This is a genomic window from Nocardia sp. NPDC059195 (assembly GCF_042754695.1).
GTDB lineage: Bacteria > Actinomycetota > Actinomycetes > Mycobacteriales > Mycobacteriaceae > Nocardia.
This window is the reverse complement of sequence record NZ_JBHZBG010000020.1, coordinates 57,325-73,732: the sequence shown is the minus strand read 5'-3', so window position 1 is coordinate 73,732 and position 16,408 is coordinate 57,325. Positions and strand designations below refer to the sequence as shown.

Annotated in this window: 16 protein-coding genes; 14 read left to right on the top strand and 2 right to left on the bottom strand. The window is 67.2% G+C overall.

Features of this window, described 5'->3' with window-relative positions; all coding sequences use genetic code 11:
* Nucleotides 1–5: 5 nt before the first annotated feature.
* The 11 genes from murG (at nt 6) to ileS (ending at nt 12,259) form a co-directional block, all read left to right on the top strand.
* A complete protein-coding gene (murG, locus tag ACFXKN_RS23455) occupies nt 6–1,121 on the top strand; it encodes an undecaprenyldiphospho-muramoylpentapeptide beta-N-acetylglucosaminyltransferase (RefSeq protein WP_379433814.1) in 1,116 nt (371 codons plus the stop codon).
* A gap of 92 nt (nt 1,122–1,213) precedes the next feature.
* Nucleotides 1,214–2,656, top strand: coding sequence for a UDP-N-acetylmuramate--L-alanine ligase (gene murC / locus ACFXKN_RS23450; RefSeq protein ID WP_379433834.1), 1,443 nt, complete (start codon nt 1,214–1,216; stop codon nt 2,654–2,656).
* An 8-nt stretch (nt 2,657–2,664) separates the two neighbouring features.
* Entirely contained in the window at nt 2,665–3,342 is a 678-nt protein-coding gene (locus ACFXKN_RS23445) for a cell division protein FtsQ/DivIB (RefSeq protein WP_379433833.1), read from the top strand.
* 160 nt (nt 3,343–3,502) lie between these two features.
* A complete protein-coding gene (gene ftsZ, locus ACFXKN_RS23440) occupies nt 3,503–4,762 on the top strand; it encodes a cell division protein FtsZ (RefSeq protein WP_379433813.1) in 1,260 nt (419 codons plus the stop codon).
* A gap of 164 nt (nt 4,763–4,926) precedes the next feature.
* Nucleotides 4,927–5,658 carry a peptidoglycan editing factor PgeF gene (gene pgeF, locus ACFXKN_RS23435; protein ID WP_379433812.1) on the top strand — a complete coding sequence of 244 codons (732 nt, stop codon included), beginning with the start codon at nt 4,927–4,929 and terminating at the stop codon, nt 5,656–5,658.
* Nucleotides 5,655–6,380, top strand: coding sequence for a YggS family pyridoxal phosphate-dependent enzyme (locus tag ACFXKN_RS23430; protein WP_379433811.1), 726 nt, complete (start codon nt 5,655–5,657; stop codon nt 6,378–6,380). The genes pgeF and ACFXKN_RS23430 overlap by 4 nt, the downstream gene beginning before the upstream one ends.
* A gap of 107 nt (nt 6,381–6,487) precedes the next feature.
* On the top strand, nt 6,488–7,243 hold the full coding sequence (locus tag ACFXKN_RS23425) for a cell division protein SepF (protein ID WP_379433810.1): 756 nt from the start codon (nt 6,488–6,490) through the stop codon (nt 7,241–7,243).
* 89 nt (nt 7,244–7,332) lie between these two features.
* Nucleotides 7,333–7,635 (top strand): YggT family protein, encoded by a 303-nt coding sequence (locus tag ACFXKN_RS23420; RefSeq protein ID WP_056816435.1) that lies wholly within the window; start codon nt 7,333–7,335, stop codon nt 7,633–7,635.
* 60 nt (nt 7,636–7,695) lie between these two features.
* Nucleotides 7,696–8,553, top strand: coding sequence for a DivIVA domain-containing protein (locus ACFXKN_RS23415; protein ID WP_378969683.1), 858 nt, complete (start codon nt 7,696–7,698; stop codon nt 8,551–8,553).
* Between the two features lie 89 nt (nt 8,554–8,642).
* Complete coding sequence (locus ACFXKN_RS23410) at nt 8,643–8,843, top strand: hypothetical protein (protein ID WP_378969673.1); 201 nt, start codon at nt 8,643–8,645, stop codon at nt 8,841–8,843.
* A 281-nt stretch (nt 8,844–9,124) separates the two neighbouring features.
* On the top strand, nt 9,125–12,259 hold the full coding sequence (ileS, locus tag ACFXKN_RS23405) for an isoleucine--tRNA ligase (protein WP_379433809.1): 3,135 nt from the start codon (nt 9,125–9,127) through the stop codon (nt 12,257–12,259).
* A 74-nt stretch (nt 12,260–12,333) separates the two neighbouring features.
* On the opposite strand, the gene ACFXKN_RS23400 is transcribed toward ileS, so the two are convergent.
* Nucleotides 12,334–12,747 carry an organic hydroperoxide resistance protein gene (locus tag ACFXKN_RS23400; RefSeq protein ID WP_378969664.1) on the bottom strand — a complete coding sequence of 138 codons (414 nt, stop codon included), beginning with the start codon at nt 12,745–12,747 and terminating at the stop codon, nt 12,334–12,336.
* A 111-nt stretch (nt 12,748–12,858) separates the two neighbouring features.
* Between ACFXKN_RS23400 and ACFXKN_RS23395 the strand changes: the two genes are divergently transcribed.
* A complete protein-coding gene (locus ACFXKN_RS23395) occupies nt 12,859–13,392 on the top strand; it encodes a TetR/AcrR family transcriptional regulator (protein ID WP_378969658.1) in 534 nt (177 codons plus the stop codon).
* Between the two features lie 83 nt (nt 13,393–13,475).
* Here ACFXKN_RS23395 and ACFXKN_RS23390 read toward each other — a convergent pair whose 3' ends face one another.
* Nucleotides 13,476–14,351, bottom strand: a complete 876-nt coding sequence (locus ACFXKN_RS23390; protein ID WP_379433808.1) for a UTP--glucose-1-phosphate uridylyltransferase — start codon at nt 14,349–14,351, stop codon at nt 13,476–13,478.
* A 178-nt stretch (nt 14,352–14,529) separates the two neighbouring features.
* Here ACFXKN_RS23390 and ACFXKN_RS23385 point away from each other — a divergent pair, with 178 nt between their 5' ends.
* Together ACFXKN_RS23385 and ACFXKN_RS23380 are read left to right on the top strand one after the other, a co-directional pair.
* Nucleotides 14,530–15,828 carry a DNA polymerase IV gene (locus tag ACFXKN_RS23385; RefSeq protein WP_378969963.1) on the top strand — a complete coding sequence of 433 codons (1,299 nt, stop codon included), beginning with the start codon at nt 14,530–14,532 and terminating at the stop codon, nt 15,826–15,828.
* A 59-nt stretch (nt 15,829–15,887) separates the two neighbouring features.
* Nucleotides 15,888–16,385 carry a hypothetical protein gene (locus tag ACFXKN_RS23380; protein WP_378969647.1) on the top strand — a complete coding sequence of 166 codons (498 nt, stop codon included), beginning with the start codon at nt 15,888–15,890 and terminating at the stop codon, nt 16,383–16,385.
* Nucleotides 16,386–16,408: the final 23 nt, after the last annotated feature.

Sequence of the window (16,408 nt, the reverse complement as noted above, 5' to 3'; positions counted from 1 at the left end):
TCCAGGTGAGTAACCCGCGATCCGGGTTGTCGGTGATCGTCGCAGGCGGGGGAACCGCAGGCCACATCGAACCCGCGCTGGCTGTCGCCGACGCGCTGCGCAGACTCGACGACTCGATCCGGGTGACCGCCTTGGGTACCGAGCGTGGACTCGAGACGAAACTGGTGCCCGGACGTGGGTACCCCCTGGAACTGATCCCGCCGGTGCCGTTGCCGCGCAAGCCCTCCGCCGACCTGCTGCGACTGCCGGGCCGGGTACTCGCCTCGGTCAAGGCGACCAGAGCGGTGATCGACGACGTGCAGGCCGACGTGATCATCGGCTTCGGCGGGTACGTCGCACTGCCCGCGTACCTCGCCGCGCGCGGCGGGCTGTTCGGCCGCAAGCGCAAGGTGCCGGTGATCGTGCACGAGGCCAACGCGAAGGCAGGCATCGCCAACAAGGTCGGCGCGAAACTCGCCGCCACAGTGCTCGCCGCCGTTCCGGATTCGGGGCTGGCAGGCGCGCAGGTCGTCGGTATTCCGGTACGCGCCTCCATCACCGAGCTCGACCGTCCGGCCTTGCGGGCGCAGGCTCGCGCGCACTTCGGTCTGCCCGCCGAGGGACCGGTGCTGCTGGTGTTCGGTGGTTCGCAGGGTGCGCGCAGCCTCAACGAGGCCGTCTCCGGTGCCGCACCGCAACTCGCGGCCGCTGGTATCTCGGTGCTGCACGCGCACGGCCCCAAGAACAGTGTCGAGGTGAGCACCGCCGACGCGCCCGCACCGTATGTGGCGGTGCCCTATCTGTCGCGAATGGACTTGGCCTACGCCGCCGCCGACGCGGTGGTGTGCCGATCCGGTGCGATGACCGTGGCCGAGGTGTCGGCGGTGGGACTACCCGCCTTCTACGTGCCGCTGCCGCACGGCAACGGCGAACAGGAATTCAACGCCCGACCGGTGGTCGCGCAAGGTGGTGGCACAATTGTGGCCGACGCCGAGCTGACCCCGAAATACGTGATCGATGAGGTGATTCCGCTGCTGCTCGACCCCGCTCGACTCGCGCAGATGAGCCGCGCCGCCGCAGGCGCAGGCCATCGCGACGCTGCCGGCACGGTGGCCAGGATCGTCACCGAGGTCGCCCGATGAGCGAGCCGGAACAGCCGCGCGGCGGTGCGGTCGCAGGCGAGATCGGGGAGTCGACGGAGGCAGCCCTGCCACCCGAACTCGAACGCGTGCACATGGTCGGCATCGGCGGCGCCGGGATGTCCGGTATCGCGCGCATCCTGCTTTCCCGCGGCGGCAAGGTCTCCGGTTCTGATGCCCGTGAGAGCCGCGGTGTGCTGTCGCTGCGGGCCCGCGGCGCCGAGGTGCGCATCGGCCACGCCGCCGACGCCCTCGATCTGCTGCCCGGCGGTCCGACGGTTGTCGTCACCACCTACGCCGCCATCCCGAAGACCAACCCGGAACTGGTCGAAGCGAATCGGCGCGATATCCCCGTGCTGATGCGCCCGACCGTGCTCGCCGCGCTGATGCGCGGGCACAAGACCCTGCTGGTCTCGGGCACCCACGGCAAGACCTCGACCACCTCGATGCTGATCGTCACGCTGCAGCACTGCGGCGCCGATCCGTCGTTCGCGGTCGGCGGCGAGCTCAACGAGGCGGGCACCAACGCCCACCACGGCAGCGGTGACATCTTCGTCGCCGAGGCCGACGAGTCCGACGGCTCACTGCTGCAATACGACCCCGACGTCGCCGTGGTCACCAATATCGAATCCGACCACCTCGACTACTTCGGCACCGACGAGGCCTACATCCAGGTCTTCGACGACTTCGCCGACCGGCTCGCCCCCGGCGGTCTGCTGGTGGTGTGCCTCGACGATCCCGGTTCGCTCGCGCTGGCCCAGCGGGTCGCACCGCGGATGTCCGAACGCGGGATCACGGTCCTCGGTTACGGATCGGGCGATCTCACCGACGCGCCAGTGCCCGTCGGTGCGCGGCTGCTCGACTGGCAACCGCGTGATGTCGGCGGCATCGTCGAGTTCCAGCTCGACGGCGAAACCGCGCCGCGTTCGTTGCGACTGTCGGTGCCCGGCAGGCACATGGCGCTCAACGCGCTGGCGGCGCTGCTGGCCGCCCGCGCCACCGGCGCCGATATCGACGAGATCGTGGCTGGCCTGGAGGGATTCGGCGGCGTGCATCGCCGGTTCCAGTTCACCGGCCGGGAAAACGGCGTGCGTGTCTTCGACGATTACGCCCACCACCCCACCGAGGTTCGCGCCGTGCTCGAGGCCGCCGCGCAGCTCGTCGCCCAGGAGGCGCGCGACGGCGACCGCCTGCAGCGCGGCCGGGTGATCGTGGTGTTCCAGCCGCATCTGTACAGCCGCACCGCCACTTTCGCCACGGAGTTCGGCACCGCGTTGAGCCTGGCCGACGAGGTGGTCGTCCTCGACGTCTACGGCGCCCGTGAAGACCCGCTGCCCGGCGTCAACGGCGCGCTGGTCGCCCAGTCGGTGACCAAACCCGTGCACTACCAGCCGGATATGTCCAAGGTCGGCAAGCAGGTCGCCGCGCTCGCGGGCGACGGCGACGTCGTGATCACCATGGGTGCGGGCGATGTGACCATGCTCGGCAGCCAGATCCTCGACGGCCTGCGGGCCAGGCCGCAGCAGGGCGGCCGGTGAGATTGCCGATGCCCGCCGCGCGCGGGTGGCACGGCTACCGTCTCTGGACGGTGGTCGGGGTGGTCGTGGTGAGCCTGCTGGTGGCAGTGGCCTGGTTCACCCCGGCGCTGTCGGTGCGCACCGTGCGCATCGACGGCCTGTCGGCGGTGCCGGAGGCCGATGTGCGCGGGCGACTCGAAATTCCGGACGGCCGTTCGATGTTACGCATCGATACCACCGCGATCGCCCAGCGCGTGGCCGCGATCCCGAAGGTGCGCTCGGTCCGGGTGCAACGTAAATTCCCCTCGACAGTGCTGGTCACCGTCGTGGAGCGAACACCCGTGGTGTACTTCGAGGCACCGGACGGCGCCCACCTGATCGACGCCGAGAGCGTCGAATTCGCGATCGAGCCAGAACCGCCCATCGGGGTGCCGAAACTGCGCACCGAGGGCTCGTTCACCGGGTCAGCGGCGGCCAGGGCGGCGGTGGATGTGCTGGTCACCCTGCCTCCCGCCCTGTCGGTGCAGGTGGGTGAGGTTGTCGCACGGTCGATTTCGGACGTCTCGCTGAGCCTTCGCGATGGCAGGAAGGTAGTGTGGGGCGGCACGGACGACGGCGAGCGCAAAGCTGCCGTCGTGTTGCCGCTACTGACCCGTGAGGGGACCGTATTCGACGTTTCGAGTCCGAATCTGGTCACGGTAAAGTGAGCGACATTCTTTGTGGCACAAGATTCTGGCTCTCATCTCGGCGCGCCTGCGCCGGGATCGCAGTGGCTGCGAATAGCGTTCCGCAGCAGTCGGATACTTGACATAACGCCAACCCTATGGTTGAGGTTGAGGGTTTAAGATCGAAGGAAGGCGAGAGCCCATGACGCCCCCGCACAACTACCTTGCAGTGATCAAGGTCGTCGGTATCGGCGGCGGCGGCGTGAACGCCGTCAACCGAATGATCGAACAGGGACTCAAGGGAGTCGAGTTCATCGCGGTCAATACCGACGCGCAAGCCCTGCTGATGAGTGACGCCGACGTCAAACTCGATGTCGGTCGCGAACTCACCCGCGGCCTCGGTGCCGGAGCCGATCCGGAAGTCGGTCGCAAGGCCGCCGAGGACCACAAGGACGAGATCGAAGAGGTGCTCAAGGGCGCCGACATGGTCTTCGTCACGGCGGGCGAGGGTGGTGGCACCGGTACCGGTGGCGCCCCCGTCGTCGCCAGCATCGCCCGCAAGTTGGGCGCCCTGACTATAGGGGTCGTCACCCGGCCGTTCTCTTTCGAGGGCAAGCGGCGCGGGAACCAGGCCGAAGTAGGGATCAACCTACTTCGCGAGTCGTGCGACACCCTCATCGTCATTCCGAACGACCGGCTGCTGCAGCTGGGCGACGCGGCGGTGAGTCTGATGGACGCCTTCCGCTCCGCGGATGAGGTGCTGCTCAACGGTGTTCAGGGTATTACCGACCTGATCACCACCCCCGGCTTGATCAACGTCGACTTCGCCGACGTCAAGAGCGTGATGTCGGGTGCCGGCTCGGCACTCATGGGCATCGGCTCGGCGCGTGGCGAGGGTCGTTCGGTGAAGGCGGCCGAGACGGCGATCAACTCGCCGCTGCTCGAGGCCTCCATGGATGGCGCGCACGGTGTGCTGCTCTCGATCGCGGGCGGTTCCGATCTGGGCCTGTTCGAGATCAACGAGGCGGCTTCGCTGGTACAGGAGGCGGCCCACATCGAGGCCAACATCATCTTCGGTACGGTCATCGACGATTCGCTCGGCGACGAGGTGCGCGTCACCGTCATCGCCGCGGGATTCGACGGTGGCGGCCCGTCGCGGCGCAATACCGAATCCAGCGCGGTCACGACGAGCCGGACCGGGGCGAACCCGATCGGTTCCGGCCGCGCGGGCGAGATCGGTCAGGGACGCACGTCCGAGGCGCCGTCGCGTCCCACCGAGCCCGCTACGGCCGGGGTGTCCAGTAGCCGGGCCGCGGCGCCGAATTACCGTGATACGGAGCGGTACCGGGAGTCGGAGCGTCAGCGGGTCACCGAGGCGGCCATGAACCGCGTCAACAACCCGGAAGTTCGCGAAGGCGACGATGACGACGAGATCAACGTCCCGGACTTCATGCGTCGATAAGCATTCGTCTGCGCGATAGCGCCCGAACTCCCATCGAGTTCGGGCGCTATCGCGTTATCCGGAAAACACGAGGCCGCCCGTCGCCCGTGACAGTTCGCACCGGGGTTGCCGACGTCACCCCGCGCGGTGACCGCGCGACCCCGTGACCGCACTACGCTCGAACTATGACTTCCGCACCTCCTACCGTGACCGTTCGCCGGGTGACCACCACCCGCGCCGGTGGCTTCTCCGCCGCGCCCTACGACTCGTTCAACCTGGGTGACCACGTCGGTGACGATCCGGAAGCTGTGCACCGCAACAGGATCCGGCTGGCCGAAGGTATCGGCCTCGCTCCTGACCGGCTGGTGTGGATGGAGCAGGTGCACGGGCGCACCGTCGAGATCGTCGACGGGCCGCGCGCCGAACCGGTGCCGGTGACCGACGCGCTGGTCACGACCGTGCCGGGGCTGGCGCTGGTGGTGCTCACCGCCGACTGCGTGCCGATCCTGCTCTCCGATGACGAGGCGGGCGTCATCGCCGCGGTCCACGCGGGCCGCATCGGCGCCCGGATCGGCATAGTGCCGCGAGTTCTCGACGCGATGGTCTCGGTCGGCGCCCGCATCGACCGCATCGGTGCCTTCCTCGGCCCCGCCGCCTCGGGTCGCCAGTACGAAGTCCCCGCCGCCATGCGCGCCGACGTCGAGGCCCACCTGCCAGGCAGCGCGACCACCACCGTCCGCAAAACCCCCGGGCTCGATCTGCGGGCGGGCATCCGCCGACAGCTCACCGAGGCGGGCGTCGGCGGAATCGCCGTTGACCCACGCTGCACCATCGAGGACAAAACCCTGTTCAGCCACCGCCGCGGCGCACCGACCGGCCGCATCGCCGGCGTGATCTGGATGGATCCCGCCGCATGACGACGGACACGATCCGCACCGCGGAGCTCTCGGCTCGTCTCGACGGTCTCCTCGCCCGCATCGACGCCGCCGTCGAATCCGCGGGTCGCCCGTCAGGTTCGGTCACTCTTCTCCCGGTGACCAAGTTCTTCCCCGCCACCGACGTCGCCATCCTGCACGCCCTCGGCCGACGCGAATTCGGCGAGTCCCGCGAGCAGGAAGCGTCCGCGAAGGTCGATCAGCTCGCCTACAACGACGTCGAATGGCACATGATCGGCCGTTTACAACGCAACAAGGCACGCGCGGTAGCGCGGTGGGCGCACACCGTCGCTTCGGTCGACAGCGAACGTCTGGCAAACGCTCTCGACCGTGCCGCGCAGGACGCACTGGCAGCCGGCGAGCGTATCGCGCCGCTGCGGGTGCTGTTGCAGGTGAGCCTGGACACCGACCCCGGACGCGGGGGTGTCGCACCGGCCGATCTGCTCGCCCTGGCCGACCTGGTAGCGAAGGCGCCCGGCCTGCATCTGGCCGGTCTGATGGCGATTCCGCCCCTTGACGTCCCCAGTGATGTGTCGTTTGCGAATCTTGCGACATTGCACACTTCGCTGATGGCGCAACACGCCGGAGCCACCGAACTTTCTGCAGGTATGTCGGGTGATTTGGAGATTGCGGTCGAACACGGTTCGACGTGTGTGCGTGTCGGAACCGCCTTGATGGGCGCCCGGCCGATAACCTCGGCGTAGCAAAGAAACCTCATCAGTCACATTCGACACATACGATTGGGCTGAAGAGGCGCTGAGCAAGAACTTCAACACCCGGCCGCCACCGGGGCCGAAGGAAGGTCGACCAGATGAGTACCCTGCATAAGTTCAAGGCGTACTTCGGCATGGTTCCGCTCGATGAGTACGAAGACGACTACGTCGACGATCATGCCCCTCGCGGCGCCGAGGAGCGCGCGGGCCGCGCCCGTCCGCGCAGCTACGACCGTTATGCCGAAGACCGTTACGGCTCCGAACGTTTCTCCGACGAGGCCGACGACTTCCCACAGCCGGCTTACAAGTCGGCCTACCAGGCGCGTCGTGACGACTATGTCGCCGACACCTACGCCGACGATCGCTACGAGACGCCGCGTCGCCCCACCAGGATCGAAACGGCGCCGTCGTCGGGCCGGTCCTTCCGGGCAGGCGGTGTCGCACCCGGTATGCGCGGCTCCACTCGTGGTGCGCTCGCGGTCGATCCCGACGCCGAGGAGCGCAGGCTGGAGGAGCGCATGCGCCCCGAGCCCGCGCCCGCGCGGCGTCCTGGGATCTTCGAGGACGGAGGTCCCTTGTCCAAGATCACCACGCTGCGTCCGCGCGATTACAGCGAGGCCAGGATCATCGGTGAACGGTTCCGCGAAGGGAATCCGGTCATCATGGACCTGGTCGACCTGAGCAATGCCGATGCCAAAAGGCTGGTCGATTTCGCGGCCGGACTCGCTTTCGCGCTGCGTGGTTCGTTCGACAAGGTGGCGACGAAGGTGTTCCTGCTCTCACCGGCCGATGTCGACGTATCAGCGGAAGAACGCCGCCGCATCGCCGAAAACGGCTTCTACAACCAGAAATAGAGAACGCACACCCGATACCGAGATGGCCGCCCGCGCATTGCGCGGCGCGGCCATTTTGCACGGTGCCGGTTTTGCGGCAGAGTGAACCCGTGGCCCTGTTCGCGGTTCTGTACCTCGTGCTTTTCATCTTCTGGCTGTTGCTCATCAGTCGGGTGATCGTCGAGTTCATTCGCAGTTTCGCGCGCGACTGGCGCCCGACCGGTGTGGTGGTGATCGTCCTAGAGGTGATCTTCACCGTTACCGACCCCCCGGTGAAACTTCTGAGGCGGTTGATACCTCCTGTGAATCTTGGGGGGATTCGTCTCGATCTTTCGATAATGGTCCTGCTCTTCCTCGTCTTCATCCTGATGTCGATCGTGGGTAGGCTCGGTCAGCCCGTGACCTCCGTGTGACACAATGAATCGAGAAGACCGCTTGCTAGTTCTCCAAAAGACGCGTGAAGGGATCCTTCGATGCCGCTGACTCCTGCCGATGTGCACAACGTCGCGTTCAGCAAACCGCCGATCGGTAAGCGCGGCTACAACGAGGACGAGGTCGATGCCTTCCTGGATCTCGTCGAACAGGAGCTTTCGCGCCTGATCGAGGAGAACGCCGACCTGCGTCAGCGGGTCGCCGAACTCGACACCGAGCTGGCCGACGCCAAGAAGAACCGCGGGCCCGCCCCGGTCAGCGCCGCGAAGGCGCCCGTGCAGCAGGCGCCGCCGCCAGTGCCAGAACCCGTTCCGCAGCCGGTCCCGGTCGCGCCGCCCGCCCCGATGCCCGTCGCGGCGCCGGTGCAGAACAACGGCCCGGACGCGAACATGCAGGCCGCGAAGGTGCTCACCCTGGCGCAGGAGATGGCCGACCGCCTCACCACCGATGCCAAGACCGAGGCCGAGGGTCTGCTCTCGAACGCGCGAGCAAACTCCGAGCGACTGGTCGGCGACGCCCGCACTCGCTCGGAAGCGATGATTTCCGACGCGCGTCAGAAGTCCGACGCGATGCTCTCCGACGCGCAGAACCGCTCCGACACCCAGATCCGGCAGGCCAAGGACAAGGCCGAGGCGCTCACCGCCGACGCCGAGCGTCAGCACGCCGAGATCATGGCCACGATCACCCAGCAGCGCACGGTGCTGGAAAGCCGCATCGAGCAGCTGAAGACCTTCGAGCGCGAGTACCGGGTGCGCCTGAAGTCCTACCTGGAATCGCAGCTGGAAGAGCTCGAGAACCGCGGGTCGGCCGTACCGGTCGACGGCGGCGAGTTCGCGGGCGAAACCAACGGTTCGGCCAACAGTCTGGCTCCCGCCTCCTTCGCCAAGGGCGGCAAGTAAACTAGTTCCCGAGTCGCGCGACGCAGCGCGTCGCGTGATTCGGGAATGCCCAGTTATCGTCGGGCTGCTCGGTTGGCTTGGGAGTCACCATGCTCGTCTTGACGCTTGTTCTTGCGGCGATCGGCTTCGGACTGCTCGTCGCAGCGCTCGCCACCGGTTCGGTGGTGTGGGCGTGGGGGTGCATTCTGATCTGTGTGGTGGGTGCCGCGAGTTTGCTCGTGAGCGCACTGTCCGCGCGAAAACCCGAGAGCGAGCCGGTCCCACCCGGCCGACACGCCCGGCGGAACTGACCGGCGCGGAATATCGACTGGACGCGCCCGGTTAGAATCGAACTACACATGGCACTGATCCGGCCATCACCGGGGAGCCTTCGGAAGAACGGCGCGCAGCGCTCAGTAGAACCGAACGGGTGAGCCCGTCACAGCTCACACAACGAGAGGCTCATGCCGCTCCCGGCGAGGGGGTAGCGCGAGCAAACGGGGTGGTACCGCGGTACGGCGCACCGGCGCCGACATCGTCCCCGTGCCCACATCTCGCGCTCACGGCGCGGCGGCACGAGGAGCAATCCGCGATGGCGGACGAGACAACTACCGGTAGCGCATACCCCAGAGTCGACTTCGGCGCGGGTTCGGGCGCGACGTTCCCGGAGCTCGAAACCCAGGTGCTCGACTACTGGGCCCGCGACGACACCTTCCGCGCCAGCATCGACAACCGCGACGGTGAAGGCGAGTTCGTCTTCTACGACGGCCCCCCGTTCGCGAACGGTCTGCCGCACTACGGGCACCTGCTGACCGGCTACGTCAAGGACCTGATCCCGCGCTTCCAGACCATGCGCGGCAAGAAGGTCGACCGCCGCTTCGGCTGGGACACCCACGGCCTGCCCGCCGAGATCGAAGCCGAGAAGCAGCTCGGCATCACCGACAAGGCCCAGATCGACGAGATGGGGCTGGCCGAGTTCAACGCCGCCTGTAAGTCGTCGGTGCTGCGCTACACCGGTGAGTGGCGCGACTACGTCACCCGCCAGGCCCGCTGGGTCGACTTCGACAACGACTACAAGACCCTCGACCTCGACTTCATGGAGTCGGTCATGTGGGCGTTCAAGTCGCTGCACGAGAAGGGCCTGATCTATCAGGGCTTCCGTGTGCTGCCCTACAGCTGGTACGAGCAGACGCCGCTGTCGAACCAGGAGACCCGCCTCGACGACGCGTACAAGATGCGTCAGGACCCCGCGGTCACCGTCGACATGCGCCTGAGCGTCCCCGCTGAACACCCCCTCGCCGCACTGGACGGCGCGAACGCGCTGATCTGGACCACCACGCCGTGGACCCTGCCGTCCAACCTCGCGATCGCGGTGCACCCCGACGTGCGCTACGTGCACGTGCGTGGTGCCGACGACAAGCGCTACCTGCTCGCCGCCGAACGCCTTTCGCACTACAGCCGCGAACTGGGCGACGAGCCGGAGGTGCTCGGCCAGTACGACGGTGCGGCGCTGGCCGACCTGTCCTACGCCCCGCCGTTCGACTTCTTCGTCGGCCACCCGAACGCGCACCGTGTGCTCACGGCCGACTACGTCACCACCGATTCCGGCACCGGAATCGTCCACCTCGCACCGGCTTTCGGTGAAGAGGATATGGATGTCGCCTCGGCCAACGGCATCGAGATCGTGCAGCCGCTCGACCCGGCGGGCAAGTTCACCTCGATGGTGCCGCCGTACGAGGGCATGATGGTCTTCGACGCCAACCCGGTGATCATCAAGGACCTCAAGGCCGCCGGAAAGCTGCTGCGGCACGAGACGATCGAGCACTCCTACCCGCACAGCTGGCGCTCCGGTCAGCCGCTGATCTACATGGCCGTGCCGTCGTGGTTCGTCGCGGTCACCAAGTTCCGCGACCGGATGGTCGAGCTCAACCAGCAGATCAGCTGGGTGCCCGAGCACATCCGCGACGGCCAGTTCGGCAAGTGGCTCGAAGGCGCGCGCGACTGGAACATCAGCCGAAACCGCTACTGGGGCAGCCCGATCCCGGTGTGGGTCTCCGACGACCCGGCCTACCCGCGCGTGGACGTCTACGGTTCGCTCGACGAACTGGAAGCCGACTTCGGCGTGCGCCCCACCGACCTGCACCGTCCCTACATCGACGACCTCACCCGCGCCAATCCCGATGACCCGACCGGGAACTCGACCATGCGCCGGGTACCCGAGGTGCTCGACTGCTGGTTCGAGTCGGGCTCGATGCCGTATGCCCAGGTGCACTACCCGTTCGAGAACAAGGAGTGGTTCGACAGCCACTTCCCCGGCGATTTCATCGTCGAGTACAACGGGCAGACCCGCGGCTGGTTCTACACGCTGCACGTGCTCTCGACCGCGCTGTTCGACTCGCCGTCGTTCAAAACCGTTGCCGCGCACGGCATCGTGCTCGGTGACGACGGCCTGAAGATGTCGAAGTCGAAGGGCAACTACCCCGACGTCAACGAGGTCTTCGACCGCGACGGCTCCGACGCCATGCGCTGGTTCCTGATGAGCTCGCCCATCCTGCGCGGTGGCAATCTCATCGTCACCGAGCGTGGCATCCGCGAGGGCGTGAGCCATGCGATGCGGCCGCTATGGAACGCGTGGACCTTCCTGCAGCTCTACGCCTCGAAGCCCGGTGTGTGGCGGACGGATTCGCCGAACGTGCTCGATCGCTACATCCTGGCCAAGCTCGCGGTCACCCGCGACGTGGTCACCGAGGCGCTCGAGACCTACGACATCGCCGGTGCCGCCGACGAACTGCGTGGTTTCGCCGACGCGCTCACCAATTGGTATGTGCGCCGGTCGCGTTCGCGGTTCTGGTCCGAGGACCGCGACGCGGTCGACACCCTGCACACGGTCCTCGAGGTGGTCACCCGCCTCGCCGCACCGCTGCTGCCGCTGATCACCGAGGTCATCTGGCGTGGGCTCACCGGCGAGCGCTCGGTGCACCTCACCGACTGGCCGACCGAGACCGAGCTGCCGCACGATCCCGAGCTGGTCGCCGCGATGGACGAGGTGCGAGTGGTCTGCTCCACCGTGCTGAGCCTGCGCAAGGCGCAGAACCTGCGGGTGCGGCTGCCGCTGGCCGAGGTCACCATCGCCGCCGCGGATGCCGAGCGGCTCACGCCGTTCGCCGCGCTGATCGCCGACGAGGTCAACGTCAAGAAGGTCGACCTGACCACCGACGTCTCCGCGCACGGCCGGTTCGAGCTGGTCGTCAACGCGCGCGCCGCCGGTCCGCGCATCGGCAAGCAGGTCCAGACGGTGATCAAGGCAGTCAAGGCGGGGGAGTGGAGCGAATCCGTCGACGGTGTCGTCACCGCCGCCGGGATCACCCTGCTGCCCGAGGAGTACACCCAGCGACTGGTGGCCGCCGAACCCGAGTCCACCGCCGCCCTGCCCGGTAATGCCGGCCTGGTGGTGCTGAACTCGGTGGTCACCGAGGAGCTGGAGGCCGAGGGCTGGGCCCGCGACCTGATCCGCGACCTGCAGGAAACCCGCAAGTCACAGGGTCTGGAGGTGTCCGACCGGATCAGTGTGATCCTGGATGTGCCGGCCGAGCGGGCGGCGTGGGCCGCGACCCACCGCGACCTGATCGCCGGGGAAATCCTCGCCACCGCACTGACTTTCGGTGACGCGGGTGCCGATGCCGCCGAGATCACCGGCGGCGTCAAGGTTTCGGTCGCCAAGGTCTGAGTTCTTTGCAGTTCAGAAAGGTCCGGGCATTCAGAGCCCGGACCTTTCTTATTTGGTGGACTTAGTTGGTGGACCTACTCGACAATCAGTTCCACCGGGATGTTGCCCCGGGTGGCGTTGGAGTACGGGCACACCTGGTGGGTGGTCTCGATGAGTTGCTGCCCCTGCTCGTTGTGCAGGTGCTCGGGCAGTTCCACGCGCAGCACGACCGAGAGCCCGAACCGACCGCCCTCGAGGGGATTCAAACCGACCTCGGCGGTCACCGACGCGTCGTCGGCGTCGATCTTCATCCGCTTGGCGACCAGCTGCAGCGCACTGGCGAAACAGGCCGAATAGCCCGCCGCGAAGAGCTGCTCCGGGTTGGTGCCCGCGCCGTCGCCGCCCATCTCCTTGGGGCGGGCGAGCGTCAGATCGAGCACGCCGTCATCGGTGTAGGAACGGCCGTCGCGGCCGACCGAGGTTGCGACCGCGGTGTAGATAGGTGCCATGGTGTCCTCCTAGACAGACTTGTCTGTTCACTTCTGATTATCAGAGTAGACAGACCTGTCTGATATCGTCAAGGGGAAGCGCTGATTCCCGGAAAGGACACAGGTCAGGCCATGAGTGCGGCTCGTGAACGTCTGCTCGACACGGCAACCCGGTTGTTCTATGCCGAGGGGGTCCACACGGTCGGTATCGACCGGATCATCGCCGAGGCCGGCATCGCCAAGGCCACGTTCTACCGGCACTTCAAGACCAAAGAAGACCTGGTGGTCGCCTATTTGCAGCGCGAGTACGCACGCCAGCGCGGCGCGCTGGAATCGGTGCCAGGCGAAGGCTTCGCCACCATCACCACCATCTTCGACACGCTCAGTGACATCAGCTGCGGCCCCGGCTTCCGCGGCTGCCCCTTCCTCAATGCCGCCGTCGAATTCCCCGACCCGGAACACCCGGTGCGCCGGGTGGTCGACGACTACCGCACTTGGTTCCGCGAACTGATGGCCGAACACCTCCGCGCGGGCGGCCATGCCGCGCCCGATGACGCGGCTCGCGCCCTACTCCTCACCCGCGACGGCGTCACCATCAGCGGCGGCGTCGGCGACAACGACACGGTGCGCGCCGGTATTCGTGCGGCATTGACCCTCATCGCCTGAGCGTTCTCGAACATGCTGGAAGGGTGCTGAAATTCGTGACCCTCTGGTCAGTCCAGAAATAGGGCGGGCCGCGAAAAGAGCTTTCAGTCCACCAGTTGACGCAACAGCGGGCCGTATTCGGGATGGGCCAGGGCCGAGGCGAACTGGGCTACCAGGTAGTCGGCCGGGTTGCCGGTGTCGTACCAGCGGCCCTGGATGACCTGGCCGTACACCGCGTGCTCGGCGGCGTAATTGTTGATCGCATTGGTCAGATACACCTCGCCGGTCTGGTGGGTGTACCACTTCTCGGTCTGGGTGCGCAGTTCGTCGATGATGCCCGGTGTCACGACATACCCACCGATCGCCGCGTAGGCCGACGGCGCGTCTTCGGGCTTGGGCTTCTCCATCAGGCCGGAGATGCGAAGCAATCCGTCGTCGAGGTCCTCGCGCACCACCGGCACGCCGTAGCGCTGCGATTCACCCGGCGACATCGGCAGCAGCGCCAACACCGGGCACCCGGTGGATTCGTAGGCGGTGATCAGCTGCTGGGCGCGCGGTACTTCGGCGACGAACACATCGTCGGGCCACAGCACCAGCATCGGTTCGTCGCCGAGGTGGCGCGCCGCGTTGAGCACCGGCGTGCCGTTGCCGTACGGGCCGTGCTGGTCGAGGTAGGTGATGTGGCCCTCGCGGGAGAGCTCGCCCACCTCCTCCACCGCATCGGCGTAGGCGGACTTGCCGTCGGCGCGTAGCTGTGCGACCAGCGCCGGATTCGGCCGGAAGTGATCCTGGATGAGCGACTTGCCGCTGCTCACGACGATGGTGATGTCGGTGATCCCGGAGGCGACCAGTTCACGCACCGTGTGCTCGATGACCGGTTTGTCCCCGACCGGCAGCATCTCCTTCGGCGTCGCCTTGGTCAGCGGAAGCAGCCGGGAGCCGATTCCCGCCGCCGGAATGACAGCCTTGCGGATCTTCATCCCCCGATCATCACATATTCGGCTGTGTCATCGGTGTGCGACGGCTGGCAACGGGCTCGAGGAATTGTCGGTGGACCGGCGTAGATTGCGCCTCGTGAGCACTCACACTCCTGCCGCCGTGGCCCCGGCCAGGCCCGATGCGGCGGTCACCGCCCGTCGCTGGGTGCTGCACATCGATATGGACGCGTTCTTCGCCTCGGTCGAACAATTGACCAGACCCACATTGCGTGGCCGCCCGGTTCTCGTCGGTGGGGCGACCCAGCGCGGTGTCGTCGCGGGGGCCAGCTACGAGGCTCGGGTCTACGGCGCGCGCTCGGCGATGCCGATGCATCAGGCCCGGCGCCTGATCGGTGTATCGGCGGTGGTGGTGCCGCCGCGCGGCGCGCTGTACTCGGTACTGAGCGCGCAGGTGTTCGACGCGTTGCGCAGCTGTGTTCCGGTGCTCGAGACGCTGTCATTCGACGAGGCCTTCGCCGAACCGGCCGAGTTGGCGGGCGCGAGTGTCGCCTCGGTCGAGGACTATTGCGCGATGCTGCGCGCTCTCGTTCGAGCGCAGACCGGGCTCACGGCCTCGATCGGCGCGGCGACCGGGAAACAACTCGCCAAAATCGGCTCCGGCCTCGCCAAACCCGATGGTATGCGGGTCATTTCACCGTCGGAACAGGGCGAGCTGCTCGCCGCGCTGCCGGTGCGCAAACTGTGGGGGATCGGTCCGGTGGCCGAGGCGAGGCTGCGCAGCCTCGGCATCGAGACGGTCGGCGCGTTCGCCGCACTGCCGGAGTCGGAGGCCGTCTCGACCCTCGGTGGCAGCATGGGCGCCGCACTGCACCGGCTCGCGCGTGGGATCGACGACCGCCCGGTCACCGAGCGCGCCGAGGCCAAGCAGATCAGCGCCGAGAACACCTACGAACGCGACATCGTCACCATGACCGACTTGCGCGCCGCCGTCACCGCGATGGCAGCCTCGGCGCATCGCAGGCTCGAACGCGACGGCCGCGCCGCCCGCACCGTGGTCCTCAAGCTCAGGAAGTCGGATATGGGCATCGTGACCAGGTCGTTCACCCTGCCCTACGCCACCGCCGACCTGACCACCCTGGCCGCGGCCGCGCAACGCTCCGCGATCGATCCGGCCGAGCTCGGCCCGATCCGCCTCGTCGGTGTCGGTTACGGCGGTTTGTCGCTGGTACGCCAGGAATCGCTGTTCCCCGAACTGGATCAGGCGGTGCCCGACGATCTCGGCACTGTCGCCGACACCGCGCCCCCGCCGGCGGAACAGCCGAGTATGCCTGCGGGCCTGTGGTTTCCGGGTATGGATGTGAGTCATCCGGACTTCGGGCACGGCTGGGTGCAGGGTGCGGGTTACGGCGTGGTGACCGTGCGTTTCGAGACCAGCTCGACAGGTCCCGGTGCGGCGCGTACCTTTCCAGCCGACGACACGGGGCTGACACGGGCCGATCCGCTCGACAGTCTCGCCTGAGGAGTAGCCTCGACTACCGCGATGGAACCACTCCCACCTCGAACGCAAAGGACGAGCAGTTGAAGCTTCGTACGACCGGACGTGTAGCGATCGCCGGACTGGCCGTGGTCGCCGCCCTCGGCCTGAGCGCGTGCAGCGACGACAAGGGTGACAAGCCCGCCGCCAAAACCACCACCAGCGCCAAGGCTGAGACTTCGGCGGCCGCGGACCTGCCTCCCGTGCCGACTGTGGAGCAGCTCAACGCCCAGCTCACCACCGCGCTGGATCCGTCGGTCCCCAATGATCAGAAGCTGGACTTCGTGCAGGGCGGCGAGGCCGATCCCGAGCTGCCGAACCGCTTGGCCCAGGCCGCCTCGGACGCCAATGTCGTGGTGCAGGTCACCGAGGTGACCTCCTTCGGTGACAGTGTCAACGCGAAGGCCAACTTCACGGTCAACGGTCAGACCAATGTCGTCGACGTGCCGTTCGTGGCCGAGGACGGCAAGTGGAAGGTCCAGAAGTCGTGGGCCTGCGGCATGATGACCAACCTGGGTCAGACCTCGGTCGCCTGCCCCTGATCTTCCTCGCTTCAGCCCCGTTC

Excerpts from the sequence above, each read along its gene's own strand:
- ACFXKN_RS23395 (WP_378969658.1), top strand. The coding sequence starts at position 12,859 with ATGAGTGCGGCTCGTGAACGTCTGCTCGACACGGCAACCCGGTTGTTC.
- ACFXKN_RS23410 (WP_378969673.1), top strand. The coding sequence starts at position 8,643 with ATGCTCGTCTTGACGCTTGTTCTTGCGGCGATCGGCTTCGGACTGCTC.
- ACFXKN_RS23430 (WP_379433811.1), top strand. The coding sequence starts at position 5,655 with ATGACGACGGACACGATCCGCACCGCGGAGCTCTCGGCTCGTCTCGAC.
- ACFXKN_RS23425 (WP_379433810.1), top strand. The coding sequence starts at position 6,488 with ATGAGTACCCTGCATAAGTTCAAGGCGTACTTCGGCATGGTTCCGCTC.
- pgeF (WP_379433812.1), top strand. The coding sequence starts at position 4,927 with ATGACTTCCGCACCTCCTACCGTGACCGTTCGCCGGGTGACCACCACC.
- ileS (WP_379433809.1), top strand. The coding sequence starts at position 9,125 with ATGGCGGACGAGACAACTACCGGTAGCGCATACCCCAGAGTCGACTTC.
- ACFXKN_RS23400 (WP_378969664.1), bottom strand. The coding sequence starts at position 12,747 with ATGGCACCTATCTACACCGCGGTCGCAACCTCGGTCGGCCGCGACGGC.
- ACFXKN_RS23445 (WP_379433833.1), top strand. The coding sequence starts at position 2,665 with ATGCCCGCCGCGCGCGGGTGGCACGGCTACCGTCTCTGGACGGTGGTC.
- ACFXKN_RS23390 (WP_379433808.1), bottom strand. The coding sequence starts at position 14,351 with ATGAAGATCCGCAAGGCTGTCATTCCGGCGGCGGGAATCGGCTCCCGG.
- murC (WP_379433834.1), top strand. The coding sequence starts at position 1,214 with ATGGTCGGCATCGGCGGCGCCGGGATGTCCGGTATCGCGCGCATCCTG.
- ACFXKN_RS23415 (WP_378969683.1), top strand. The coding sequence starts at position 7,696 with ATGCCGCTGACTCCTGCCGATGTGCACAACGTCGCGTTCAGCAAACCG.
- ACFXKN_RS23385 (WP_378969963.1), top strand. The coding sequence starts at position 14,530 with ATGGACGCGTTCTTCGCCTCGGTCGAACAATTGACCAGACCCACATTG.
- ftsZ (WP_379433813.1), top strand. The coding sequence starts at position 3,503 with ATGACGCCCCCGCACAACTACCTTGCAGTGATCAAGGTCGTCGGTATC.